The sequence below is a fragment of the Paraburkholderia sp. JHI2823 genome (assembly GCF_038900695.1).
In the GTDB taxonomy this organism is placed as follows: Bacteria; Pseudomonadota; Gammaproteobacteria; order Burkholderiales; family Burkholderiaceae; genus Paraburkholderia; species Paraburkholderia mimosarum.
Genome location: NZ_JAYMRY010000009.1, coordinates 133,753 through 158,396, shown reverse-complemented (window position 1 = coordinate 158,396; position 24,644 = coordinate 133,753). Strand labels below are relative to the sequence as shown.

Annotated in this window: 18 protein-coding genes; 8 read left to right on the top strand and 10 right to left on the bottom strand. The window is 65.8% G+C overall.

What is annotated here, in order from left to right:
• Positions 1-203: 203 nt before the first annotated feature.
• The 4 genes from dalD (at position 204) to VSR34_RS13075 (ending at position 5,009) form a co-directional block, all read left to right on the top strand.
• On the top strand, positions 204-1,610 hold the full coding sequence (gene dalD / locus VSR34_RS13090) for a D-arabinitol 4-dehydrogenase (protein WP_028211723.1): 1,407 nt from the start codon (positions 204-206) through the stop codon (positions 1,608-1,610).
• Positions 1,611-1,741: 131 nt separating this feature from the next.
• Positions 1,742-3,223, top strand: a complete 1,482-nt coding sequence (gene xylB / locus VSR34_RS13085; RefSeq protein ID WP_028211724.1) for a xylulokinase — start codon at positions 1,742-1,744, stop codon at positions 3,221-3,223.
• Between the two features lie 44 nt (positions 3,224-3,267).
• Positions 3,268-4,215 (top strand): sugar-binding transcriptional regulator, encoded by a 948-nt coding sequence (locus VSR34_RS13080; protein WP_028211725.1) that lies wholly within the window; start codon positions 3,268-3,270, stop codon positions 4,213-4,215.
• A 260-nt stretch (positions 4,216-4,475) separates the two neighbouring features.
• Positions 4,476-5,009 (top strand): hypothetical protein, encoded by a 534-nt coding sequence (locus VSR34_RS13075; protein ID WP_342962659.1) that lies wholly within the window; start codon positions 4,476-4,478, stop codon positions 5,007-5,009.
• A gap of 470 nt (positions 5,010-5,479) precedes the next feature.
• Here VSR34_RS13075 and ugpC read toward each other — a convergent pair whose 3' ends face one another.
• From ugpC to VSR34_RS13045, 6 genes are all read right to left on the bottom strand, one after another.
• On the bottom strand, positions 5,480-6,589 hold the full coding sequence (ugpC, locus tag VSR34_RS13070) for a sn-glycerol-3-phosphate ABC transporter ATP-binding protein UgpC (RefSeq protein ID WP_028211726.1): 1,110 nt from the start codon (positions 6,587-6,589) through the stop codon (positions 5,480-5,482).
• A gap of 42 nt (positions 6,590-6,631) precedes the next feature.
• Positions 6,632-7,318: an HAD family phosphatase gene (locus VSR34_RS13065; RefSeq protein WP_238327784.1), complete on the bottom strand. Its 687-nt coding sequence runs from the start codon at positions 7,316-7,318 to the stop codon at positions 6,632-6,634.
• 40 nt (positions 7,319-7,358) lie between these two features.
• On the bottom strand, positions 7,359-8,228 hold the full coding sequence (locus VSR34_RS13060) for a carbohydrate ABC transporter permease (protein ID WP_342962658.1): 870 nt from the start codon (positions 8,226-8,228) through the stop codon (positions 7,359-7,361).
• Positions 8,225-9,169, bottom strand: a complete 945-nt coding sequence (locus tag VSR34_RS13055; RefSeq protein WP_028211729.1) for a sugar ABC transporter permease — start codon at positions 9,167-9,169, stop codon at positions 8,225-8,227. The genes VSR34_RS13060 and VSR34_RS13055 overlap by 4 nt, the downstream gene beginning before the upstream one ends.
• 131 nt (positions 9,170-9,300) lie before the next feature.
• Positions 9,301-10,635 (bottom strand): sugar ABC transporter substrate-binding protein, encoded by a 1,335-nt coding sequence (locus VSR34_RS13050; protein WP_028211730.1) that lies wholly within the window; start codon positions 10,633-10,635, stop codon positions 9,301-9,303.
• Positions 10,636-10,716: 81 nt separating this feature from the next.
• Positions 10,717-11,499 (bottom strand): L-iditol 2-dehydrogenase, encoded by a 783-nt coding sequence (locus VSR34_RS13045; protein WP_342962690.1) that lies wholly within the window; start codon positions 11,497-11,499, stop codon positions 10,717-10,719.
• A gap of 353 nt (positions 11,500-11,852) precedes the next feature.
• On the opposite strand from VSR34_RS13045, the gene VSR34_RS13040 reads away from it, so the two are divergent.
• Genes VSR34_RS13040 through VSR34_RS13030 form a run of 3 tightly spaced genes read left to right on the top strand, consistent with a single transcriptional unit; the run spans position 11,853 to position 14,587 of the window.
• Positions 11,853-12,842, top strand: coding sequence for a metal ABC transporter solute-binding protein (locus tag VSR34_RS13040; protein ID WP_081715976.1), 990 nt, complete (start codon positions 11,853-11,855; stop codon positions 12,840-12,842).
• Positions 12,843-12,864: 22 nt separating this feature from the next.
• Positions 12,865-13,812 (top strand): ABC transporter ATP-binding protein, encoded by a 948-nt coding sequence (locus tag VSR34_RS13035; RefSeq protein ID WP_081715977.1) that lies wholly within the window; start codon positions 12,865-12,867, stop codon positions 13,810-13,812.
• The gene (locus VSR34_RS13030; protein WP_028211734.1) at positions 13,805-14,587 is read left to right on the top strand and encodes a metal ABC transporter permease; all 783 of its coding nucleotides are present in this window, start codon (positions 13,805-13,807) and stop codon (positions 14,585-14,587) included. The genes VSR34_RS13035 and VSR34_RS13030 overlap by 8 nt, the downstream gene beginning before the upstream one ends.
• 123 nt (positions 14,588-14,710) lie before the next feature.
• Here VSR34_RS13030 and VSR34_RS13025 read toward each other — a convergent pair whose 3' ends face one another.
• Complete coding sequence (locus VSR34_RS13025; protein ID WP_342962657.1) at positions 14,711-16,186, bottom strand: FGGY family carbohydrate kinase; 1,476 nt, start codon at positions 16,184-16,186, stop codon at positions 14,711-14,713.
• A 603-nt stretch (positions 16,187-16,789) separates the two neighbouring features.
• On the opposite strand from VSR34_RS13025, the gene VSR34_RS13020 reads away from it, so the two are divergent.
• Complete coding sequence (locus VSR34_RS13020; protein WP_042289577.1) at positions 16,790-18,262, top strand: nucleobase:cation symporter-2 family protein; 1,473 nt, start codon at positions 16,790-16,792, stop codon at positions 18,260-18,262.
• 215 nt (positions 18,263-18,477) lie between these two features.
• Here VSR34_RS13020 and VSR34_RS13015 read toward each other — a convergent pair whose 3' ends face one another.
• From VSR34_RS13015 to VSR34_RS13005, 3 genes are read right to left on the bottom strand one after another with little or no spacing between them, the layout of a single operon-like run.
• The gene (locus VSR34_RS13015; RefSeq protein ID WP_028211736.1) at positions 18,478-20,016 is read right to left on the bottom strand and encodes an efflux transporter outer membrane subunit; all 1,539 of its coding nucleotides are present in this window, start codon (positions 20,014-20,016) and stop codon (positions 18,478-18,480) included.
• Between the two features lies 1 nt (position 20,017).
• A complete protein-coding gene (locus tag VSR34_RS13010) occupies positions 20,018-23,284 on the bottom strand; it encodes an efflux RND transporter permease subunit (protein WP_028211737.1) in 3,267 nt (1,088 codons plus the stop codon).
• Positions 23,285-23,299: 15 nt separating this feature from the next.
• Positions 23,300-24,562: an efflux RND transporter periplasmic adaptor subunit gene (locus VSR34_RS13005; protein WP_028211738.1), complete on the bottom strand. Its 1,263-nt coding sequence runs from the start codon at positions 24,560-24,562 to the stop codon at positions 23,300-23,302.
• Positions 24,563-24,644 lie beyond the last annotated feature (82 nt).

Here is a 24,644-nt window from a genome sequence, read left to right as displayed (position 1 = left end):
CCTTGTGCGCCACAACATTCCCCATTGACGTTCGCGCGCCGCGCGTTTGAGCGCCGCGCGCCCCTTCCCGCCCGCCGCAACGCGCCACGGAAAACGGCCGCCGTCCGCTTGACTTTCGGTCGACCGGATACGATCATTCGTTCATCAATAGAGCAATTGCTCAATCTCGAGCCGGTCGGCCGGTTCGAGCAAGGAGACACCGAATGAACACCGAACGCAGCGATGCGAACGTGATCCTGCACATCGGCGCCGGCTCGTTTCACCGGGCGCATCAGGCGTGGTATCTGCACCGCGTAAACCTCGCGCGCAAGGCCAACGAGGCCGCCTGGGCGCTCACCGTCGGCAACATCCGCTCCGACATGAACGCCGTGCTCGACGCGCTCGCCGCCCAAAACGGCGTCTATACGCTGGAAACCGTGACGCCCAAGGGCGAGCGCGCCTACGAGGCGATCCACTCGATCACGCGCGTGCTGCCGTGGTCCGCGGATCTTGCGGGCCTCATCGATGCGGGTGCGCACGCATCGTGCAAGATCATCGCCTTCACGGTGACCGAAGGCGGCTATTACCTCGACGAGCACGACCGTCTCGACACCGCGAACCCCGATCTCGCCGCCGATCTCAATGGCGGCCGCACGACGATCTACGGCGCGCTCGCCGCGATCCTCGAAGCGCGGATGGCGCGCAACGGCAGCCCCGTCACGCTGCAAACCTGCGACAACCTGCGCAGCAACGGCAAGCGCTTTCATGCGGGCATGCGCGAATTCCTCGCGCTGCGTGGCGCGATGGATCTGCGAGACTGGTTCGACGCGAACACGGCCTGCCCCGACTCCATGGTCGACCGCATCACGCCGCGCCCCACACCGGACGTGCGCGAGCGCGTGAAAGCAGCGACCGGCGTGGACGACGCCTGCCCCGTGATGGGCGAGGCGTTCATCCAGTGGGTGATCGAGGATCACTTCTGCGCGGGGCGGCCCGCCTGGGAGCGCGCGGGCGCCGAGATGGTCGAATCGGTGATGCCTTATGAGGAGGCGAAAATCCGCATCCTCAACGCTACGCACAGCTGCATTGCGTGGGCCGGTACGCTCGTCGGGCTCGACTTCATCCACGAAGGCACGAACGACGCCGACATTCGCACCTTCGCACGCGAGTACGTGAGCGAAGACGTGATTCCCTGCCTCACGCCGAGCCCGCTCGATCTCGCGACGTATCGCGACGTCGTGCTCGAACGCTTCAGCAATCCGTACATCCAGGACACGAACCAGCGCGTGGCCGCAGATGGCTACTCGAAGATCCCCGGCTTCATCACGCCCACGCTGGCGCAACGCATCGCCGGGGGTGCGACGCCGGGCGCCACGGCCATGCTGCCCGCGCTCTTCCTGCGCTTTCTCGAACGCTGGCACAAGGGCACGCTGCCCTACCGCTATCAGGACGGCGTGATGGACGAAGCGGCCGTGCATCGCATGTTCGAAAGCGGCGACCCCGTCGCGGCGTTTCTCGACGACAAGCTGCTGTGGGGCGGTCTCGCCGGCAATCCTGCACTCGCAGGCGCCGTGCGCGGCGCGCTCGCGCGTGTCGATGCGTGGCTCGCCTCGCGCGGGTGCAGCGTTTGAAGCAAGGCATCGAAGCGCACAAAGAAGGGCGCTCGACACCTGCGCCACGCGCCGTCCGGGTCGGCGCGCATGGCGTCGCGCCCGGCGCGCGGCTAAAGTAGCGCAACCCCCATCACCACTTGCGCGCGCCCATGTATCTCGGCATCGACCTCGGCACCTCCGAAGTGAAAGTCCTGCTGCTCGCGCCCGATGGCCGCGCGATCGGCACCGCCGGCTCACCCTTCACGGTGTCGCGTCCGCATCCGCGCTGGTCCGAGCAGAATCCCGCCGACTGGTGGGACGGCACCCGCCGCGCGCTCGCGGCGCTGCGCGAGGCGCACCCGCACGAATTCGCGCAGGTGCGCGGCATCGGCCTCTCCGGGCAGATGCACGGCGCCGTGCTGCTCGATCGCCACGACAACGTGCTGCGCCCCGCGATCCTCTGGAACGACATGCGCGCCGTCCAGGAATGCGCGGAACTCACCGCGCGCGCGCCGCAGCTGCATCGCATCGCGGGCAATCTCGCCATGCCGGGCTTCACCGCGCCCAAGCTGCTGTGGGTCGCGCGCCATGAGCCGCAGGTCTTTCGCGATACGGCCTGCGTGCTGTTGCCAAAGGACTACCTGCGCCTGTGCCTCACGGGCGGCAAGGTGTCCGATCCTTCCGACGCAGCAGGCACGCTCTGGCTCGACGTGGCCAAACGCGACTGGTCCGACGCGCTCCTCGACGCCTGCAACCTGACGCGCGCGCAAATGCCCTCGCTTGCCGAAGGCAGCGCGCCCTCCGGCACGCTGCTGCCCGAACTGGCGCGCGAACTCGGTTTGCGCGACGACGTGGTCGTCGCGGCCGGCGGCGGCGACAACGCGACGAGCGCGATCGGCATAGGCGCAACGCAGCCCGGCGACGGCTTCGTCTCGCTCGGCACGTCTGGCGTGCTCTGCGTGGTCGGCGACCGCTTCCGGCCCAATCCCGCCTCGGCAGTCCACGCGTTCTGCCATGCGATTCCGGACCGCTGGCATCAGATGAGCGTCGTGCTTTCGGCTGCCAGCTGTCTGCGCTGGGTCTGCAAACTCACGGGCACGGACGAGCCCACGCTGCTCGCCGAAGTCGAACGGCTCAGCGCCGAAGCGCTGGCCGAAGCGCCGCTCTTCCTGCCGTATCTCTCGGGGGAGCGCACACCGCACAACGACCCCTATGCGCAGGGCGTCTTCTTCGGCATGACGCACGCGACCGATCGCGCGCTGCTCGGCTACGGCGTGCTCGAAGGCGTGACGCTCGCGCTCACCGACGGCCTCGACGCGCTCGCGGCCGCGGGCACCGAAGTCGGCGCGCTCTCGATGCTGGGCGGCGGCGCGCGCAGCGGCTACTGGGCGCAACTGGTTGCCGACGCATTCAATACGCCCACGCGCCAGCACGGCGGCGGCGAGACCGGTGCCGCGCTCGGCGCGGCGCGACTCGGCTGGCTGGCGGCGGGCGGCGCCGCGAGCGACGTGCTGAGCAAGCCGCCCGTCGTGGCCGAGTACACGCCGAACGCCGCGCGCCATGCGGCGCTGCGCGAGCGGCTCACCGCCTACCGCGCGCTGTACCGCCACGTGCGCCCGCTGTTCGAACCCTCGCGCGAACGTCTCGCGTGAGGCGTGCAGTACACTTCGGCCCCGATCCCGCCTCGAACACCACCGTGCCCAAGTCCACCGAAAAACTCGATCTCGCGACCCGCGCCGCCTGGCTCTACTACGTGGCCGGCAACACCCAGAACGAAATCGCCGAGAAATTGCAGGTCTCGCGCCCGGTCGCGCAGCGTCTCGTCGCGTTCGCGGTCGAGAAGAACCTGATACGCGTGCGTGTCGATCACCGGCTCGCCGATTGCCTCGCGCTCGCCGATAAGCTCTCGAAGCGCTACGGCCTTTCGGTCTGCGAAGTGGTGCCCGTGGACAACGACACGCGCGAGGAGATCGACCGCAAGCTCGCGGTGGCGGGCGCGCAGGTCATGGAGCGCTATCTGACCGAAGAGCGGCCGATGGTGGTGGCCGTGAGCAGCGGCCGCACACTCAAGGCCGCTGTCGACCAGATCGCGCAGCTGGAGCGGCCGCAGCACCGGCTCGTTTCGATGGTGGGCGCCATCGCGCAGGACGGCTCCTCGAACCGCTACGACGTCGCGCTGCACATCTCCGAGAAGACCGGCGGCAAGCACTTTCTGCTGCCCGCACCGCTCATCGCCGACAGCGAGGCCGAGCGCGCGCAATGGTGCAATCACCGGCTCTACCGCATCGTCGAATCGCTGTCGGGCGAGGCCGATGTCGCGTTCGTGGGCATCGGCAATATCGGCGAACATTGCCCGCTCCATGAGGATGGCTTCATCACCTCGGAGGAAGTGCGCGAACTGATGAGCCAGGGCGCCGTGGCCGAGATGCTCGGCCTGCCCATCGACGCGGCCGGCAAGCGCGTGGATTCGCCCACTGGCCGCCGCGTGACGAGCGTGCACCTCGACTCGCCGCCGCGCCGCCCGACCATCGGCTTCGCGGGTGGGGCCCGCAAACGCGAAGCGGTCATTGCGGCGCTCAACGGCGGCTGGCTCTCCGGGCTCGTCACCGACGAGCTCTGCGCGCGCGCGGCAATCGAACGCTGAGCGCCTGAAGACTCTCGTTGAGGGCGGGAAAATTGATCGCGGGTTTTCCGGGGAGACGCTTTGTGGACAGGCTGTAGTCGGCCCAGGTGCGGTCATTTCCAGCAACGCCCCGAACCGGACTCTCGTGCGAGTCGCCAGTGTGACGTTCGCAACGCAGCTATTGCTTTGGCATCGGGGCCCGGGTAAGGTCGACGTCGTCCAGTTTGTTGATTGCATTGCGAGATGGATTAAAGACAAAAACTATGCGTTGAAGGACGACCATGATCGTATTTGAAATAGCTACCCCAGGCACTTGGCTCGACTGCGAAGATAGGAACTGGGCATGGCGAATTCAGGGGCAGCTTCGATCGCTTGAATCGCAATTTTTCGAAGCCAATGCGGCGTTAAACCTGTTTATTGGTGCACAGTCGATTCGCCCGTCGTTTGCAGATCGTGAAAACTGGGAGCGCGATTCGCAGCGTCGGTCTGAAATTTGGCGCATCATTGAGCAAGAGGCTGGCGTCCAGCCTTGCGAAAATTTTGACGAAATTCGGTTTGAAACCGAAGTGCGCTTCAAGCGAGAAAAGTGGGCGGCCGGAGGTGTGCCGCGCGAGTTCGAACATAACTTGCCGTTCATCTATGCCCGCGCATTTTTGTATGCACTTGATGCTTTCGACAAATTCCTCGGCGTTCTTGCGAAGGAAGAAAATGTCCCTGAGGAAGTGGCAACTCATCATGAGAAGATCGCAGATGCTTTCCCTCATCTTCGCGGTGTTCGCAACACAGCTCAACACCTTGAAGATCGTGCCCCTTGAGCTTAAACCAATTGAAAACGGGTTCATCAATGCGCCAAGGGGCGGCGTTCTTGTACTGAACTGTCTTAACGGCTCAAAGTATGGTTCTACAATGTCAGACGGTCATTATGGCGAGATCGATGTATCAGCTGAGTCAATGCTGCGTTTAAAGGAAATTCTGGAAGCAGTTTTGTCGTCATTTAAGTGGCGTGGACCAAGACCACACGCTCCGAGTGTGTGATGCAAACCCTGTGCTTAACATTGAGCCCTACCCACGGCTTCGCGACTTTACGGTTGCCGTAAGCTCCACGTCGAAGGTCCGCTTACCCAAATTCCCTCGGACCGTTTTGGGTCGAACTGAGCCCTACCGGCAAATCTGCGAAGAGCCGAAAAAAAAAGCCCGCGCAGCGGGCTCACAAAGGCAACTTCCGGTACCTCGCCTCACCACACCGCCTCACCATCGAGGCGGTGCGTCCAGCGAGCCAGTGAAATCACGCAGCCAGTTGCTGCGCGAAGCGACGCTCGAACGCCTGGCCGTTCGCGTCGAAGAGATGGCAATGATCGGGCGTCGATCCGACCTTGAACGCCTCGCCACGCGCGTGCTGCTCGAGTGGCGGAACGCGCGCGATCAGGCCGTCGGGGGCGACCGGACATTCTGCGTAAAGATAAGCGGCGTCGCCGAGCGACTCCACCGTCATCGCTTTCGCGCTCACGCCTTCCTCGCCCGTCATGATGTGCAGGTGCTCGGGACGGATGCCCACCGTCACCTTGTCGCCTTCGCGAGCGTTGCCCGGCTCGACGCCCACCTTCTGCGTATCGCCCGTCGCGTAGCGCACGACGATGCCGTCGCTCCCGACCTGCTGCACCGTGCCGTCGAGAAAGTTCATCTTCGGCGAGCCGATGAAGCCCGCCACGAAACGGTTCGCGGGCGCGTGATACAAACGATTCGGACTGCCGACCTGTTCGACATTGCCTGCGGAAAGCACGACGATCTTGTCCGCAAGCGTCATCGCCTCGACCTGGTCGTGCGTCACGTAGATCATCGTCGTCTTCAGGTCGTCGTGCAGCCGCGCGAATTCGAGGCGCATCTTGACGCGCAGCGCGGCGTCGAGGTTCGAGAGCGGCTCGTCGAACAGGAACACCTTCGGCTTGCGCGTGATCGCGCGCCCGATCGCCACGCGCTGGCGCTGGCCGCCCGAAAGCTGCTTCGGCTTGCGGTCGAGCAAGTGGTCGATGTGCAGGATCTTCGCGGCGTTTTTCACGGCCGCATCGATCTCGGGCTTCTTCGCGCCCGCGAGCTTGAGCCCGAACGCCATGTTGTCGTAGAGCGTCATGTGCGGATAGAGCGCGTACGACTGGAACACCATCGCAATGCCGCGCTTGGCGGGCGGCACGTCGTTCATGCGCGTGCCGTCGATCAGCAAGTCGCCACCGCTGATGTCCTCGAGACCCGCGATCATACGCATGAGCGTGGTCTTGCCGCAGCCGCTCGGGCCCACGAACACGACGAACTCGCCGTCGCCGATGTCGAGATTCACGTCGCGCAGCACTTCGTTGTCGTCGTAGCGCTTGAGGACGTCTCTGAGGATCACGCTTGCCATGATATGTCTCCGTTCCGTTGCGGCGGATTTGCGCAGCACCGCTCAGTAAGAGCGCGCTTGCGCCTGGTTGATTCGTTGCGCCACCCGCGCGGGCAGCGTCGTCATGTCGTCGAAGATTTCGATCGCGCCCGCTTCGCGCAACTCGTGCGCGTGCGCGTCGCCACCGACGTGCGTACCGCCCACGAAGCCGAGCACCGTCATGCCCGCCGCGCGCGCCGCACTCACGCCCGCCACGCTGTCCTCCACCACGAGGCATGCGGCGGGTGCGAGGCTCATGCCCTGCGCCGCAGCGAGGTAGACATCGGGCGCCGGTTTGGGCTTCGCGACCATATCGGCGCAATACACGCGCTCACCGAAGAAGCGCGTGAGCCCGTTGCGCGCCAGCACTTCGCGCACCACAGCGGTGTAGCTGTTGCTCGCACAGGCCTTCGTGAGCGCCACGGCTTCCAGCGCGGCGAGCACGCCCGGAAAAAGCGGCGCCTCGCGCGCATTCGCCTCGGCCACGGTGCGGATCGCATCGATATCGGCTGGCGTGAGGCTGCGCCCGAGCGCCGCGCCCGCGCCGCTCAGCACGCGCTCGATGCGCAAACCGAGCAGCGGCATCACGACGGGCGCCGCCGCCACGCCGGGCCATCGCGTTTCGAGTTCGCGCACCAGCACGCCGGCCGCCACGGCTTCGCTGTCGATCAACACGCCGTCGCAGTCGCAGATCAGGGCTCGAATGGGCATGGATTCGTCCATTTCGCTGGGTTCAATTCCCTTTGTCGGCTTACTTGACCGCCCCGAACGTAAGGCCGCGCACCAGCTGCTTCTGCGAAAGCCAGCCGACGATCAACACCGGGGCCACCGCGAGCAGCGACGCCGCGGAGAGCTTCGCCCAGAAGAGCCCTTCCGGACTGGAGTACGAGGCGATGAACACGGTGAGCGGCGCGGCGTTCGAGCTCGAGAGGTTGATGCTCCAGAATGCTTCGTTCCACGAAAGAATGATCAGGAGCAGCGCCGTGGAAGCGAGCCCGGGAACGGCCATCGGCATGAGCAGATAGACGATTTCCTGCCACGTGGCCGCGCCGTCCATGCGGCCGGCTTCGAGAATGTCGCGTGGAATTTCGTTGAAGTACGTATAGGCCATCCATACCGCAATGGGCAGGTTGATGAGCGTATAGACGATGATCAGCCCGCTCACGGTGTCGAGCAGCCCCGTATTCTTCCACAGCAGGTAGATCGGAACGAGCACGCCCACCGAAGGCATCATCTTCGTGGAGAGCATCCACAGCAGGATCTTCTGCGTGCGATGGTTCGGGAAGAACGCCATGGCGTAGGCCGCGGGCACGGCAAAGATCAGGCACACGATCGTCACGCCGGCCGAAATCATCACCGAATTCCAGGCGAACGCGAAGTAGTTGCTGCGCGCGAACACCTCGCGGAAGCTGTCGAGCGTCGGCGCGAAGAAGATCGTCGGGATATAGGCCTGCTGCTCGGTCTTGAAGGCCGTGATCGTCATCCAGAAGATCGGGAAGAACAGCGCGATCGCAATAAGCCACGCGAGCAGCCCGGGCAGCACGCGGCCGATGAACTGCATCGGCGAGGAATGGTGGACTGCGTCGGCCGATTGCACGGGTGTAGCGGTAATCTGGCTCATTTTTCGTACTCCCCTTTGAGGTTGCGCGCGAGCATGCGCACGAGGAAGAACGACACGATGTTCGCGAGCACGACGGCGAGAATGCCGCCCGCCGAGGCGATGCCCACGTCGAACTGCTGCAGGCCCAACGAGTAGATCAGGTAAGTGAGGTTGGTGGTCGCGTTGCCGGGACCGCCGCCCGTGGTCGTGTAGATCTCGGCGAAGATCGAGAGCAGGAAAATGGATTCCATCATCACGACAACGGCAATCGCGCGCCGCAAGTGCGGCAGCGTGATGTAGAAAAACAAGGCGATCGGGCCCGCACCGTCGATCTTCGCCGCCTCCTTCTGCTCCTGGTCGAGCGACTGGATCGCCGTGAAGAGAATGAGGAATGCGAACGGCAGCCACTGCCACGCCACGATCATGATGACCGCGGTGAGCGGATACACGGCGAACCAGTCGATGGGCGTCATCCCCAGCGAGCGCATCGCGACCGCCACGAGGCCATACACGGGATGCAGGATCATGTTCTTCCAGATCAGCGCGCTCACCGTGGGCATCACGAAGAACGGCGCGATCGCGAAGAGCCGCGCCACGCCCTGGCCGACGAATTTGCGGTCGAACAGCACCGCCATCAGCACGCCGCCGACCACGGTGATCACGAGCACCGCCGCGATCAGTTCGATGGTGTGCAGGATCGACGGCACGAACGAGGGATCGGTGGCGAGGAACCGGTAGTTGTCGAAGCCCGCGAAACCCTTGAGGTCGGGGTTCAGCAGGTTGTAGCGCGTGAACGAAAACCAGATCGTCATGGCGAGCGGAATCGTCATCCACAGCAGCAGCACCGCGACGGACGGCGACACGAGCCAGCGTGACGCCGAGCGGCGCGCTTCGACCTGCTGCGGTTTCTGTGGCGTGCGCGCTCGATTGAATAGAGGCATGGGGAGATGGAGATGACGCATGAGGACCACCCTTCTCTGTTGAGCGCCTGCCGGAGCACGGCGCCGCATCGGCTTGGCGAGGGTGCGCGCGACGGATGGCCCGGCGCGCGCTCGCGGTACTACGCTTGCCGCTTCGCTTTGCGGCGTTGCGGTTACTTCTGGTACCCGGCCTGCGCCACGGCGCGATCGGCAGCCGCGTTGCCCGCGGTGAGCGCTTGATCGACGCTCATCTGCCCGGCCACCGCGCCGGCGATGCCCTGGCCCACCACTGTGCCGAACGACTGGAACTCAGGAATCCCAACGAACTGGATACCCGTGTACGGTACCGGCTTCGCGGTGGGATGAGTCGGATCGGCGGTCTGAATCGCCTTCAGCACGAAGTCCGAGAACGGCGCGGCCTTCTTGTACTCGGGATTCTGATACGTCGAAATGCGCGTACCCGACGGCACCGAAGCCCAGCCTTCGTCCTTCGCGACCATCTCGACGTACTCCTTCGAGGTGGCCCATTCGATGAACTTCTTCGCGGCGTCCTGCGACTTCGAAGACTTGGGAATCGCGAGCGCCCATGACCACAGCCAGTGCGCGCCATTGGGCGTGGCCTGGGTGGGGGCCGCCGCGAAGCCGATCTTGTCGGCCACCTGCGACTGCTGCTTGTTGTAGAGAATGCCCGCGGCCACCGTGGCGTCGATCCACATCGCGCACTTGCCCGACGACATCAGCGTGAGGTTCTCGTTGAAGCCGTTCGAACTGGCTCCCGGAGGGCCGTCCTTCTTCAGCATATCCACATAGAAGTTCACCGCCTTCTTCCACTCGGGGGAGGTGAGCTGCGCGTGCCACTTGTCGTCGAACCAGCGGCCGCCGAAGGTGTTCGCGACCGTCGTCACATACGCCATGTTCTCGCCCCAGCCGGCCTTGCCACGCAGGCAGATGCCGTACGTGCCGGCGGACTTGTCGGTGAGCTTGTCGGCGAAGTCCCTGATCTGGTCATAGGTCGGCTGCTCGGGCATCTTGAGGCCCTTCTTGTCGAACAGGTCCTTGCGGTAATACGTCATCGAGCTTTCCACGTAGAACGGCAACGCATAGAGCGTGCCGTTGTACGAGAGGCCGTCGCGCGCGGTTTTCACCACGTCTTCGAGGTCGTAGCTGGCAGGCAGGTTCGTCATCGGCACGATCCAGCCGCGCTTGCCCCACTGCGGCGCCTCGTAGGTGCCGATCATCATCACGTCGAACTGGCCGCTGTTGGTCGTGATGTCGGTGGTCGCGCGCTGACGCAGCACGTTCTCTTCGAGGATCACCCAGTTCAGCTTGATGCCCGGATTCGCCTTTTCGAAAGCCGGCGAGAGCTTCTTCAGCTCGATCATGTCCGGGTTGTTCAACATGGCGATCGTGACCGTCTGCGCGTGCGCTGCGCTAGCCGCGGCGACGAGCGCGCCGACGCTCACGGCGCGGCTTATGCACGTTGCTGCGGTCTTGAAAGCAGGTTTCATGGCGATGTCTCCTTGTTCGTTGCGTTATGTCGTGCTGCAGTCGAGCTGTCGTGTCGCACCGGGCAGGCGTTGCGGGAAAGGTCAGCTCATCCAGTTTCCGCCGTCCACGTTGAGTGTCTGCGCGGTGATGTAATCGGCGTCGGCCGATGCGAGAAAGAGCGCGGCGCCCGTGAGATCTTCGGGCAGACCCATGCGCCCTAGCGGCACGGCCTCGCCCACGAGGCGCTTTTTTTCGCCGGGCTTCCGGTGCTCGTAGCGCGCGAAGAGCGCGTCCACCTGCTCCCACATCGGCGTGTCGACCACGCCCGGCGCAATGCCGTTCACGTTGATGCGATGCGGCGCGAGCGCGAGCGCCGCCGACTGCGTGTAGCTCAGCACCGCGGCCTTGGTTGCACAGTAGTGGGAAACGAGCGCCTCGCCGCGGCGGCCCGCCTGCGAAGACATGTTGATGATCTTGCCGCCCTGCCCCTGCTCGACCATGCGGCGCGCCACGGCCTGCATGAGGAAGAACATGCCCTTCACGTTCACCGCGAAGAGGCGGTCGTACACGTCCCACGATTCGTCGAGGAGCGGGCGCATGTCGAAGAGCGCCGCGTTGTTGAAGAGGATGTCGATGCGGCCAAAGCGCTCGACCGCGCTCAGCACGATACGGTCGATGTCCTCGCGGCGCGTGACGTCGGCCGTGAGCGCGAGCACGCGCTCCGGGTACGCGGCGGCCAGCGCAGGTGCGATGGACCCGGCGGGCTTCACGTCGACGAGCACGCAGCGCGCGCCTTCGTCCAGATAGCGCCGTGCGACCGCCTCGCCAATACCGCTCGCCGCGCCAGTCAGCACGGCTACCTTGTCTTGCAATCGTCCTGCCACCGGGGTCGCGGGATGTGCCACAGGTTTGTCTCCAATTTCGCTCGTTCGGGCGCGCGCGGAAACACTTTGGGATATATCTGAGCGTTCGCCCGACGCGTGAGCATTTGCTCTGTCGTTGATCGAATGATCGGATACGAGTAGGAGCCTGTCAAGGCGAACAAACGCGATCGGCCGACATTTCAATGGTGCGATGCGCAATCCTCCTGTGGCTGTGGTCTCGCAACGGCCCCTGACTGAATGGCCGGATCGCGGCACGACTCGCCAATCCGAGTGATACGTTATATCATCGCGCCTTCGCGACACCGATGCATTCGCGGTCTCCTCTCGCTTCGGCTCAAGACAAGGATAGAACCATGCTGACGTTCACCCGCGCGAATTTCACCCGCTGTCCCGCTATCGCGGCGGCGCGCCATCGCCTGGCGCCGGCTCTCGCCCGCCTGGCGGCGGGCGTCGCCCTTGCGCTTGGCGCGACGTTTGGCGGCGCGAGCGCCGCCCTCGCGGCGCAAGCGGGCAACGCGGCGATTCCCGTGGTCGCGGCAGAGAACTTCTATGGCGACGTCGTCAAGCAGATCGGCGGCAGCTACGTGGATGTGACGAGCATCCTGAGCAACCCCGACCAGGACCCGCACCTCTTCGAAGCGAGCCCGAAGACGGCGCGAGCGCTCCAGAGCGCGCGCCTCGTGGTCTACAACGGCGCCGACTACGACCCGTGGATGACGAAGCTGCTCGGCGCCACACAGGGCAAGGACCGCACGACGATCGTCGCGGCGGACCTGGTCGGCAGGAAAGCGGGCGACAATCCGCACCTCTGGTACGACCCGAAGACCATGCCCGCCGTGGCGCGCGCCGTGAGCGCCGCGCTCGGCACCGCCGATCCGGCGCACAAGAGCGTGTACGATGCCAACCTGGCGGCGTTCCTCGCCTCGCTGCAGCCGGTCGACGCCAGGGTCGCGGCACTGCGCGCGCGCTACCGGGGCCAGCCCGTCACGGCCACGGAGCCGGTGTTCGGCTATATGGCTGATGCGATTGGCCTCGACATGCGCAACCAGCGCTTCCAGCTCGCGGCGATGAACGACACGGAGCCGAGCGCCTCCGACATCGCCGCGTTCGAGCGCGACCTGCGCGAGCGCCGCGTGCGCGTGCTGATCTACAACAGCCAGGCGACCGAAGCGCTCACGCGGCGCATGCTGGCGTTGGCGAGCCAGTCGAACGTGCCGTCGGTGAGCGTGACCGAAACGCAGCCGGCCGGCGTGAATTTCCAGCAATGGATGCTCGCGCAGCTCGATGCGCTCGACAAGGCGCTCGCGGCGAGCGCTCGCGCGCAAAAGCCGGCGCAACATTAACCGTACTCAGCAAGGACATTTCATGACAGGGGCCGGCCCTTCGCCCACGCATCACGCACAGCCCGGCGCCGCTCACCATGCGCCGGTGCCCGTGCTCACCGTCGCGGGCGTGACGCTCGCCCTTGGCGAGCGCACGATCCTGCGCGATGCGAACTTTGCGGTGAACCAGGGCGAATTCATCGGCGTGCTCGGGCCGAACGGCGCCGGCAAGACCACGCTCATGCGCGCGATTCTCGGCCTCGTGCCCGCCGCGCGCGGCGCGATCCGCGTGCTGGGCGAGCCGGTCGCGCGCGGCAACGCGAAGATCGGCTACATGCCGCAAACGCGCACCGCACTCGCGAGCCGCAGGGTGCGCGGCCGCGACTTCGTGGCGATGGCAGCGGACGGCCACCGCTGGGGCCTGCCGCGCGCCGACGCCGCCACGCGCGCCGACGTCGCCCGCGTGCTCGACCTCGTCGGTGCGAGCGCGCTTGCGGATCGCCCGCTCTCGGAACTCTCGGGCGGCGAGCGCCAGCGCCTGCTGCTCGCGCAATGCCTGCTCGGCGACCCGAAGCTGCTGCTGCTCGACGAGCCGCTCATCAGCCTCGACCCGAATCATCAGCGCGGCGTGGTCGAACTCGTGCGCCGCGTGCAGCGCGAGCTTGGCATCGCGGTGCTGTTCTCCGCGCACGAACTCAATCCGCTCCTCAACGCGCTCGACCGCGTGCTCTACCTCGGCAATGGCGTGGCGGCGCTCGGCAGCGTGGACGAAGTCATCACCGCGCCCATGCTCTCGCGTCTCTACGGCTCGCCCATCGAGGTCATGCGCATGAAGGGCCGCATCTTCGTGATGTCCGGCGACGTGGAAGTCGAAAAGCACGACCACGAGCATGAGCATGACCATGGCGGCCACGGCCATGGGCACGATCACGGGCACGGACACGACCACGGCAACAACGACAACGCACACGGCCACACACACGATGCTTGAATACGATTTCATGGTGAACGCCTTCGCGGCGTCGGGCATCGTCGCGGTGCTCGCGGGCGTGGTGGGCTATTTCCTCGTGATGCGCGGACAGACCTTTGCGGGCCACGCGCTCTCGCACGTGGGCTTCACGGGCGCCACGGGCGCCGTGCTGCTCGGCATTTCGCCGATGTGGGGCATGGTGGGCTTCACGCTCGCCGCGGGCGTTTCGATGGGCGCGCTCGGCGAAAAGCTCGCGGGCCGCGACGTCGCGATCGGCGTGATCCTCTCGCTCGCGCTCGGCTTCGGGCTCTTGTTTCTGCACTTCTTCACGGCGTACGCCACGCAAGTCACGGCGCTGCTGTTCGGCAACGTGCTGGGCGTGAACCGCGAGACGCTCGGCGTGCTCGCCGCGCTCGCCGTGGCGAGCCTCGTCGCGCTCGCGGCCATCATGCGTCCGCTGCTGTTCGCCTCGCTGCAGCCCGAACTCGCCGAAGCGAAGGGCGTGTCGCTGCGCGCGGTCTCGATGCTGTTCCTCGCCATCGCCGCGCTCGCGGTGGCAGCGTGCACGCAGATCGTCGGCGTGCTGCTCGTCTTCACATTGATGGTCGGCCCCGCCGCCGCCGCGCAGAATCTCACCACGCGCCTTTCCACCGGCCTCGTGCTCGCCGCGCTGCTCGCGCTAGCGCAAGCGTGGCTCGGCGTGACGCTCGCCTTCTACACCGACTGGCCGACCAGCTTCTGGATTACCGCGCTCGCTGCGCTCGTCTATGGGGCGAGTTTGATCGGGCGGCGCTAGGTCGTTGCGCGCGCATCGAAAAAGGCGTTGCCTCCTGACGGTGGCAACGCCTTTTGCGCTTCTACGGCACGCAGGATGGCCGCCCAGCGGGTTTGCACCGCCCGGGTTTCGCATCGGGCGAAATCAGCGCGATGCCGGTGCGAACCAGGTCCTCACGCGACCATAGAGATCGATGAAGCGCGCGTAACGCTGTGCGAGCGCGGCGTCCTCGCGCGGCGACGCGACATGGATCGCCGCCGGCGCGAGCGCGGCGAGATCGCTCATGCGCCAGTGCCCGCAAGCGAGGCCCCCCAGCAGCGCGGCACCGCGCGCGGCCGCGTTCGGGCAGTCGATCGCATAGAGGTTCGCGCCGAGCGCGTCGGCGAGCAACTGCCGCCAGCGCGGGTCGACGGAACCGCCGCCCGCGAGCTTGAGGCTCGCCACAGGGTGCCCGTCGCCCGTGCCTTCCTGCGTACTGCGCACGGCGTCGAGACCCGCACGCAACGCGAATGCCACGCCTTCGAACGCCGCCCGCATGAGCGTGCCGCGCGAATCGCCAATCGAGGCACCGAGCCAGCCGCCGCGCGCCGCCGGGTCGAGCCACGGCGAGCGCTCGCCGCTCAGGTAAGGCAGGAACGCGAGCGTGGCGGATGGCGGGACGGCGAACGCATCGGCGTACGCGCGCGCCCAGTCGTAGGCCAGCCATCCGCGCACCGCTTCGAGCGCCACGCCCACGTTTTGCATCGCAGCCATCGTGTACCAGCCGCCCGTGGCCGAACGGTAACGATGCAGGCCGCGCCGCGCATGCGGTTCGCTGGCCGCGGTCACGACGATCTGGCCGCCGGTGCCCGTGGTGAGGAGTGCGTCGCCCTCGGCGTCTTGAGCAAGACCGCTGGCGAGCGCGGCGCAAGGCGTGTCGCCCGCGCCCGTCGCGAGCACCGCGCCGGTGGGCAGGCCCAGCAGCCGCGCGGCCGCCGGATCCAGCGTGCCGCTCGCCTCGCACGATGCGGCGAGCGGCGCGAACCAGCGCGATGGCAATTCCAGTTGCTCGATCAACGCCAAATCCCACGCACCATCGGGCGCGGCGAGCGCTGTCGCGCACGCGTCCGACGGGTCGGCGACGAACGCGCCGCCAAGCGCCACACGCAGCCAGTCTTTCGGCTGCAGCGCCCAGCGCGCGGACTGCGCGACTTGCCGCTCGTGCTGCGCGACCCAGCGCAGCAACGGCCCAGCCATGCCGGGCGCAACGGGATTGGGTTGCGGATGCGCGGGCTCATCGGGCCATGCATCGAGCAGCGCATGCGCGCGCGTGTCGGGCCAGAGCATCGCGGGACGCAGCGCGCGCCCCGTTTCGTCGGTCAGCACCACGCCATGCATCTGCCCGGAAAAGCCGATCGCACGCACGGCGGCGCGTTCGCTGCCGGGCAGTTGCGCGCAGGCCGCGACGAGCGCTTCCCACCAGCGTTCGACAGCGATCTCGGCCCAGCCGGGCTGCGGCGTTTCGAGGGCGTAGGCAACGCTCGCGGCGGCGCGCTCGACGCCGTCGCCATCGAAGATGCCGAGCTTGAGCGAGCCGGTGCCGAGATCGATGCCGAGGAAGCGTGTTTCAGTTGAGCTCATGGGAGACGTACGCGATGCGGGGTTGAGGGCAAGCCATCATACCGACAGGAGGCGCGACGCGAATCGAGTTGAATTCGCCGTCAAAGGCAGATTTCGAGCATGCCGCGAATCCGCTCGCAACGCAGCCGATTTCGATGCGAAAAGCACGTATTCGCGGGTTAACCCGATGGATGAATGCGCAACGGAAAAACGCTCACATACCGTCTCCGAAATGGCGAGCATAAGGACTCCGCCATATGCGGAATGACAGGCGCGCATCTTGTCGCGATGGCGAATCCGCGCACGGACCCGTCATCACGGCTCGACGCTGCCGGGCTCGCGCCGCGTCGCGCTACCGGGCAAACCCCTTCGACAGCTTTAAACAGGGGCCTTCGCGCCCTGCGCCGCCTCTCGCGCGGCCGCAAGCACCGCGCGCGGCAGCCAGCGGAACGCCGTCGCGCGCGGTCCGCCGGGGCGGATCGCCCCCTTATGCGGCCCCTCCGCCGGGGCGTGCGCATATCGTCGCCGGAAAGCACGGAATAGCCACCAGCGGTCTTGTTGCATGTTTTCGTACCGCATACCTTGGAGGCCACATTCTTCAACAAAGAGACGGAGACAGACGACATGCAAGCGAACGGCATCGAGGACCAGGCCGCCCAGCGATCCGGCCAACGGCGGGTCCACCCCTGCGACGAGCGCCTGCCGTTCGGCCAGTTGCTGACACTCGGCATCCAGCACGTGCTAGTGATGTACGCGGGCGCGGTCGCGGTGCCGCTCATCGTCGGCGGCGCGATCGGCCTGCCGAAGGACCAGATCGCGTTCCTCATCAGCGCCGACCTGTTCGCCTGCGGCATCGCCACGCTGATCCAGACGCTCGGCCTGTGGATCTTCGGCATCCGCCTGCCCGTCATCATGGGCTGCACGTTCGCCTCGGTCGGCCCGATGATCGCCATCGGGACCAACCCCTCGCTCGGCATCCTCGACATCTTCGGCTCGACCATCGCCGCGGGCGCGATCGGCATCGTGATCGCGCCGACGATCGGCAAGCTCCTGCGCTTTTTCCCGCCCGTGGTGGTCGGCACCGTGATCGCGGTGATCGGCCTCTCGCTCATGGAAGTCGGCATCAACTGGGCCGCAGGCGGCGTGGGCAACCCCGACTACGGTAACCCCGTCTATCTCGGCCTCTCGCTGCTGGTCCTGACGCTGATCCTGCTCATCAACAAGTTCGGGCGCGGCTTCATCGCCAATATCTCGGTGCTGCTGGGCATCGTCGCAGGCTTCGCGATCGCGCTTGCGCTCGGCCGCGTGAATCTCGCCGGCATGGCAAGCGCGCCGTGGGTCGGCATCGTCATGCCGTTCCACTTCGGCATGCCGCAGTTCCACATCCTGCCGATCGCGACGATGGTGATCGTGATGTTCGTGACTTTCATCGAATCGACGGGCATGTTCCTCGCCGTGGGCGACATGGTCGAGCGCCCCGTCGATCGGGCCACGCTCGTGCGCGGTCTGCGTGTGGACGGTCTCGGCACGATGATCGGCGGCATCTTCAACTCGTTCCCGCATACGTCGTTTTCGCAGAACGTCGGCCTCATTGGCGTGACGGGCGTGAAGAGCCGCTACGTGTGCGCCATGGGCGGCGTGATTCTCGTGCTGCTCGGCCTCTTTCCGAAGATGGCGCAGATGGTCGCCTCGGTCCCCTCCTTCGTGCTGGGCGGCGCGGGGATCGTGATGTTCGGCATGGTCGCGGCGAACGGCATCAAGGTGCTCTCGCGCGTGGATTTCGTGAAGAACCAGCACAACCTCTTCATCGTGGCCGTGAGCGTGGGCTTCGGCCTCGTGCCGGTGGTGTCGCCGCACTTCTTCGCAAAGCTGCCGCCCGCGCTCTCGCCGCTGCTCCATAGCGGCATCCTGCTCGCTTCGGTTTCTGCGGTGGTGCTGAACCTGATCTTCAACGGCGCAAAGAGCGCGAAGAGCGAAGGGGCCGGCGAGCGCGCCATCCGCCGCGCCGGGCACGATCTCGAAAGCCGCCATGGCGCGGAGCAAGTGCCGCACGGGCCCGATGCGCGCCACGAAATGCCCCGTTCGGCCGCGCACTAAGCGGACCGTATGGGTTCGACCAGTTCGATCGTATTGAGTTGACGCGAGAGGTACCCGCTCGCAGGTGTCTCAGGCGGGCGGGGTCTTTTGCTGGTTCGGCGCCATGGGAAACCGTGGCGCTTTTTTTTCGATGCCCCTCTCTTCGCTCACACGCGCATAAAAAAACGCCACAGTCTCCCGTGGCGTTCTCGCTTCGTGCTGTTCAAGCCGTAGCGTTACCCCGCCGTCGCGGCCGAAGCGGCCACCGGCGCGCTGGCCGCGCCGTAATCGACCGGCGCATCGGCCGGGCGCGGCGTCTCGCCCGCGTGCTCGATCCAGCCGCCGCCGAGCGCACGATAGAGATCGACGAGGTTGGTCAGCCGCGCGAGCCGCGCCGTGATGAGCGCTTTTTGCGCATTGTAGAGACTCGTCTGCGCGGTGAGCACGGGGAGATAGCTGTCCACGCCGTTCTTGTAGCGCAGTTCCGAGAGCGAGAGAGAGCGCTGGTTCGCAAAGGTGCTGCGCTCGAGCGCTGCGATCTGCTCATCGTAAGTGCCGCGAGCAGCGAGGCCATCGGCCACTTCGCGGAAAGCCGACTGGATCGACTTCTCGTAATTGGCGATTTCGATGCGCTTCTCGACATTGGCGAGTTGCAGGTTCGCGATGTTCGAACCGCCCTCGAAGATCGGCAGCGTGATCTGCGGCACGAAACTCCACGCCGCCGTGCCTGCCTTGAAGAGCCCGCCAAGCGAGAGGCTTTCGGTGCCGAACGCCGCCGTGAGCGAGATCTTCGGGAAGAACGCCGCACGCGCCGCGCCAATATTGGCGTTTGCCGCGAGCAGCGACTCCTCGGCCTGCATGATGTCGGGACGCCGCGTGAGCATGTCCGAAGGCAGTCCTGCCGGAATGTCGTTGAGCAGGGCCTGGCCGTCGAGCGGCAGGCCTTGCGGCAAATCCGCCGGCAGCGGCTCGCCGATCAGCAGCACCAGCGCGTTCTCGGCCTGCGCGCGGGCGCGCATTTGCGCCTGCAGGTTGGCCTGCGCATCCTCGACCACGGTCTGCGCCTGGCGCAAATCGAGTTCGGTGCCGGTGCCCGTTTCGAACTGCGCCTTCGTGATGTTGTACGAGTCCTGCGCCGTCTTCAGCGTTTGCTGCGTGATCTTGAGCAGGTCGTCGTCGGAGAGCATCGTCAGATATTGGTCCGCGACTTCCGAAACGAGCGTGATCTCGGCCGACTTGCGCGCATACGCCGTGGAGAGATACTGCGCCAACGCCTGGTCTTTCAGGCTGCGGATGCGCCCCCAGAAGTCGATTTCCCACGACGCCTGCACGCCCACGTTGTAGACGCTGTACGGATTGTCCACCGTGGTCTGAAATTTCCTCGGCACGCGCGTGCGCGTGTCCGTTGCCACACCGTTGATCGCGGGGAACAACTCGGCGCGCGTGATCTGATACTGCGCGCGCGCCGCATCGACGTTGAGCACCGAGACGCGCAGATCGCGGTTGTTCTTCAGCGCGATGGCGACCAGTTGCTGCAGGCGCGGATCGATGAAGAACTCGCGCCAGCCGATGTCGGTCGCCGGGGCACCATTGGCGCTCTGGGCGGCCTGACCGTTCTGGCCGGTCGCGCCGGGTTGCGTCGCATAGACGCCGCCCTGCGGGAAGGTCTGCGAGACCGGCGCCTCGGGCCGGTGGTACCACGGCTCCATCGTGCAACCCGCGAGGACGGTGGTGGCCACTGCGGTGGCCACTGCAATTACGGATAGTTTATGCATCTCAATGTCCTTCCTTGCCCGGGCCGTCGCCGCCGTTGCCGCCGTTGCCACCGCCCGTGCCGCCCTGACCGCCGGCGCCATCGCCATTCGCGCCGTTTTCGTCGTCATTGTCGTGAGCGTGGTGCTCTTCGTAGTGCTGGAGCGCGACGTCCGCGTCTTCCTTCTCGCCGGCGAACTTCGCGCGAATCACGACGAAGAACATCGGGATCATGAAGATGGCGAGGAACGTGGCCGTGATCATGCCGCCGATCACACCCGTGCCGATGGCGTGCTGCGAAGCCGAACCCGCGCCGTTGCTGATCGCGAGCGGCAGCACGCCGAGAATGAACGCCATCGACGTCATGAGAATCGGCCGCAGACGCAGTCGCGAAGCTTCGAGTGCCGCCTCGATCGGCCCCATCTTCCCTTCGGCTTGCAGGTCGCGCGCGAACTCCACGATCAGAATCGCGTTCTTCGCCGAGAGACCCACGGTGGTCAACAGCCCCACCTGGAAGAACACGTCGTTCTCGAGGCCGCGCAAGGTCACCGCGAGCAGTGCGCCGAGCACGCCGAGCGGTACCACCATGATGACCGCGAACGGAATCGACCAGCTTTCATACAGCGCCGCGAGACACAGGAACACGACGAGGATCGAGATGCCGTAGAGGATCGGCGCCTGCGAACCCGACTGGCGTTCCTGGTACGACAGACCGGTCCATTCGTAGCCGATGCCCGGGGGCAGCTTCGCCGCGATCTGCTCCATGGCCGTCATGGCTTGGCCCGTCGATTTGCCCTGCCCCGCCTGGCCCTGGATTTCCATCGACGAAATGCCGTTGTAGCGCTCGAGCTTCGGGGAACCGAACGACCAGTGGCCGCTCGCGACCGAGCCGAACGGCGTCATCCCGCCCGAACTATTGCGCACGTACCAGTTGTTCATGTCGTCCGGCGTCATGCGGAACGGCGCATCGGACATGACGTAGACCTTCTTGATACGGCCATCCGTATCGAGGAAGTTGTTCACGTACGCCGACGCCCAGGCAATCGAGAAGGTCTGGTCGACCGCCGCCGAGGTCACGCCGAGCGCGTTGGCCTTTTCACGGTCGATGTTCACCGTGAACTGCGGCGTGTCGTTCAGGCCGTTCGGGCGCACGACGGCGAGCGCCGGATCCTTCGCAGCCATGCCGAGCAGCATGTTGCGCGCTTCCATCAGCTTTGCGTGGCCGACGCCGCCGCGGTCCTGCAACTCGAAGTCGAAGCCGGATGCGGTGCCGAGTTCGGGAATCGAAGGCGGATTCACCGGGAACACCATCGCGTCCTTGTAGCTCGCGTAGTGCATGAACATGCGCCGCACCAGCGCCTGAACCTTCTGGTCCGCGTGCTGACGCTGCTTGTAGTCCTTCATCCGCACGAACACGAGACCCGAGTTCTGGCCGCGGCCTGCGAAGCTGAAGCCGTTCACCGTGAACACCGATTCGACGATGCTGCCTTCATCCTTGAGCAGCCAGTTCTGGATGTTGGCGAGCGTGCGCGCCGTGGTTTCCTGGGTCGAGCCCACGGGCGTCTGCACGATCACGAACATCGTGCCCTGGTCCTCATCGGGCAGGAACGACTTCGGCAGGCGCACGAACAGCATGCCGACCGCGACGATCACCGCGAGATAGATGATGAGCCAGCGGCCCGAGCGCTTGATCACGTGGTACACGCCGCTGTGATACTTGTCGCGGCTCTTCTCGAACGTGCGGTTGAACCAGCCGAAAAAGCCCTTCTTCTGCTCGTGATGACCCTTCGGAATCGGCTTGAGGATGGTCGCGCACAGCGCGGGTGTGAGAATCAACGCGACGAGCACGGACAGCACCATCGCCGCCACGATCGTGAGTGAGAACTGCCGGTAGATCGCGCCGACCGAACCGCCCGAGAACGCCACCGGCACGAACACCGCCGAGAGCACGAGCGCCACGCCCACCAGGGCGCCCGTGATCTGGCCCATGGCCTTGCGCGTGGCTTCCTTCGGTCCCAGCCCCTCTTCCGCCATCACCCGCTCGACGTTCTCCACGACGACGATCGCGTCGTCGACTAGCAGACCGATGGCGAGCACGAGGCCGAACATCGAGAGCGTGTTGATGGAGAAGCCCACCATCGCCATGATCGCGAACGTGCCCAGCAGCACCACCGGCACGGCGATCGTCGGAATCAGCGTCGCGCGCAGGTTCTGCAGGAACAGATACATCACGAGGAACACCAGCACGATGCCTTCCAGCAGCGTCTTGATCACTTCCTCGATCGACAGGCGCACGAACGGCGTCGTGTCATACGGGTACTTCACGACGAGGCCGTGCGGGAAGTACCGCGAGAGGTCGTCGATCTTCTGGCGCACGAGCTTCGCCGTTTGCAAGGCGTTGGCGCCCGTCGCGAGCTGGATGCCGAGGCCGGCTGTCGGCGAACCGTTGTACTTCGTGTCGAAGTTGTAGTTCTCGCCGCCGAGACCGATGCGCGCCACGTCCTTCAGCCGCACCTGCGAGCCGTCCTGGTTCACCTTCAGCAGGATGTTGCCGAACTGCTCGGGCGTCTGCAGCAGCGTCGATTCGGTGATGGTCGCCTGGAACGACTGCCCCGCCACCGCCGGCGTGCCGCCCAGCTGGCCGCCCGCGATCTGCACGTTCTGCGCGGTGATCGCAGCCGTGACGTCGGAGGGCGTGAGCTGGAAGTTCGTGAGCTTGTGCGGATCGAGCCAGACACGCATCGCGTATTGCGAGCCGAACAGCGTGACCGTACCCACGCCGTCGATACGGCTGATCGGGTCCTTCACGTTCGACGCCACGTAGTTCGCGAGGTCGTACTTGGTCATGCTGCCGTCTTCGGACACGAACGCGAGCACGAGCAGGAAGCTGCTGCTCGACTTCGTCACGCTGATACCGAGCTGCTGCACCACCTGCGGGAGGACCGGCGTGGCGAGCTGCAGCTTGTTCTGCACCTGCACCTGCGCGATGTCCGGGTTGGTGCCCGCGGCGAAGGTCAGCGTGATGGTGGCCGTGCCGGAGTCATCGGAAGTCGACGAGATGTACAGCAGGTGGTCGAGACCGCTCATCTGCTGCTCGATCACCTGCGTGACCGTGTTTTCCACCGTCTTGGCCGAGGCGCCCGGGTAGTTCGCGCTGATCTGGATGGACGGCGGTGCAATGGTCGGATACTGCGCGACCGGCAGCGTGAAGACCGACGCCACGCCCGCCAGCATCAGGATGATGGCGATCACCCATGCAAAGATCGGGCGATCGATAAAGAACTTTGCCATGAAGCAGGCTCCCGGTTATTGCGCTGCGGAAGCGGCAGGCGCAGCCGAGGCGCCATGCGCGGCCGATGCCGCGCTGGCAGCGTTGGTATTGCCCGAGGCCGTCGCCATGTCGGCCGAAGGCGCGCCCGCCACCGGCGGCGGCGGCAACTGCGCGGGGACGGGCTTGACCTGCAAACCCGGCTTGACCTTGTCGGTGCCCTGCACGATCACGCGGTCGCCCGGGTTCAAACCGCTCTGGACGACCCAGTCCTGACCCTGCGCGGACCCGATCGTGACCGGCGTCGACACGACCTTGTCTTCCTTGTTCACGACATACACCGATGCCTGACCCTTCTGGTCGTGCTGCACGCCGACCTGCGGCACGAGGAACGCGTTGTTGTCGATACCTTCCTCGATGCGCGCGCGCACGAACATGCCGGGCAGCAGCACGCGGTCGGGGTTCGGGAAGATCGCGCGTACCGTGACGGAGCCCGTGGTCTGGTCGACCGTGACGTCGCTGAACTGGAGCTTGCCCTTTTCCACGTAGGTGCGGCCGTCTTCGAGGACGAGCGCGACCTTCGTGGCGTTCGGGCCGCTCGTCTTCAGGCGCCCTTCCTGGATCTGGCGGCGCAGCTTGAGCCCATCGAGGCTCGATTGGGTGACGTCGACGTACATCGGGTCGAGCTGCTGCACCGTCGACATCAGCGTCGCCGCGCTCGCCTGCACGAAGGCGCCCGGCGTGACCTGCGAGATGCCGACCTGGCCCGTGACCGGCGAAACGACATCGGTGTAGCCGAGGTTGATCTGCGCGGTGTCGACCGCGGCCTTGCCGGCAGCGACGTCGGCCACCGCCTGGCCTTGCGCGGAAACCGCGTTGTCGTAGTCCTGCTTGCTCACCGCGTTGGCCTGCACCAGCACCTTGTAGCGCGCCACCAATGCGTTCTGCGTGACGAGGTTCGCCTGCGCCTTGGCGAGCGTGGCCTTGGCGTTGTTGAGCGCGGCGATGTACGGCGCCGGGTCGATCTTGTAAAGCCGCTGGCCGGCCTTCACGAGCGCGCCTTCGGTGAATTCGCGGCGCAGGACGATACCGTCCACCCGCGCGCGCACTTGCGCGACGAGGTAGGCGCTGGTGCGGCCGGGAAGTTCGGAGACGACCGGCACGGCGGTCGGCTGGAGGGTGACGATACCGACTTCGGGAGTTTGCGGCGGGGGCGCCGACTGCTTTTGCCCGCAGGCTGCGAGCACGATGGCAGCCGTCGCGACACTGATTAGGCGGAATGGAACCCGTTCGACGCGCATGGAGCGACCTCTGTCTATAACTGACAATAAAAGCGTGCGGCGTCCCGCGACGAGGGGGACGACCACGCACGCCAACATCTGG

Excerpts from the sequence above, each read along its gene's own strand:
- ugpC (WP_028211726.1), bottom strand. The coding sequence starts at position 6,589 with ATGGCAAGCGTGATCCTCAGAGACGTCCTCAAGCGCTACGACGACAAC.
- VSR34_RS13030 (WP_028211734.1), top strand. The coding sequence starts at position 13,805 with ATGCTTGAATACGATTTCATGGTGAACGCCTTCGCGGCGTCGGGCATC.
- VSR34_RS13055 (WP_028211729.1), bottom strand. The coding sequence starts at position 9,169 with ATGCGTCATCTCCATCTCCCCATGCCTCTATTCAATCGAGCGCGCACG.
- dalD (WP_028211723.1), top strand. The coding sequence starts at position 204 with ATGAACACCGAACGCAGCGATGCGAACGTGATCCTGCACATCGGCGCC.
- VSR34_RS13020 (WP_042289577.1), top strand. The coding sequence starts at position 16,790 with ATGCAAGCGAACGGCATCGAGGACCAGGCCGCCCAGCGATCCGGCCAA.
- VSR34_RS13065 (WP_238327784.1), bottom strand. The coding sequence starts at position 7,318 with ATGCCCATTCGAGCCCTGATCTGCGACTGCGACGGCGTGTTGATCGAC.
- VSR34_RS13060 (WP_342962658.1), bottom strand. The coding sequence starts at position 8,228 with ATGAGCCAGATTACCGCTACACCCGTGCAATCGGCCGACGCAGTCCAC.
- VSR34_RS13040 (WP_081715976.1), top strand. The coding sequence starts at position 11,853 with ATGCTGACGTTCACCCGCGCGAATTTCACCCGCTGTCCCGCTATCGCG.
- VSR34_RS13075 (WP_342962659.1), top strand. The coding sequence starts at position 4,476 with ATGATCGTATTTGAAATAGCTACCCCAGGCACTTGGCTCGACTGCGAA.
- xylB (WP_028211724.1), top strand. The coding sequence starts at position 1,742 with ATGTATCTCGGCATCGACCTCGGCACCTCCGAAGTGAAAGTCCTGCTG.
- VSR34_RS13025 (WP_342962657.1), bottom strand. The coding sequence starts at position 16,186 with ATGAGCTCAACTGAAACACGCTTCCTCGGCATCGATCTCGGCACCGGC.
- VSR34_RS13005 (WP_028211738.1), bottom strand. The coding sequence starts at position 24,562 with ATGCGCGTCGAACGGGTTCCATTCCGCCTAATCAGTGTCGCGACGGCT.
- VSR34_RS13035 (WP_081715977.1), top strand. The coding sequence starts at position 12,865 with ATGACAGGGGCCGGCCCTTCGCCCACGCATCACGCACAGCCCGGCGCC.
- VSR34_RS13010 (WP_028211737.1), bottom strand. The coding sequence starts at position 23,284 with ATGGCAAAGTTCTTTATCGATCGCCCGATCTTTGCATGGGTGATCGCC.
- VSR34_RS13015 (WP_028211736.1), bottom strand. The coding sequence starts at position 20,016 with ATGCATAAACTATCCGTAATTGCAGTGGCCACCGCAGTGGCCACCACC.
- VSR34_RS13050 (WP_028211730.1), bottom strand. The coding sequence starts at position 10,635 with ATGAAACCTGCTTTCAAGACCGCAGCAACGTGCATAAGCCGCGCCGTG.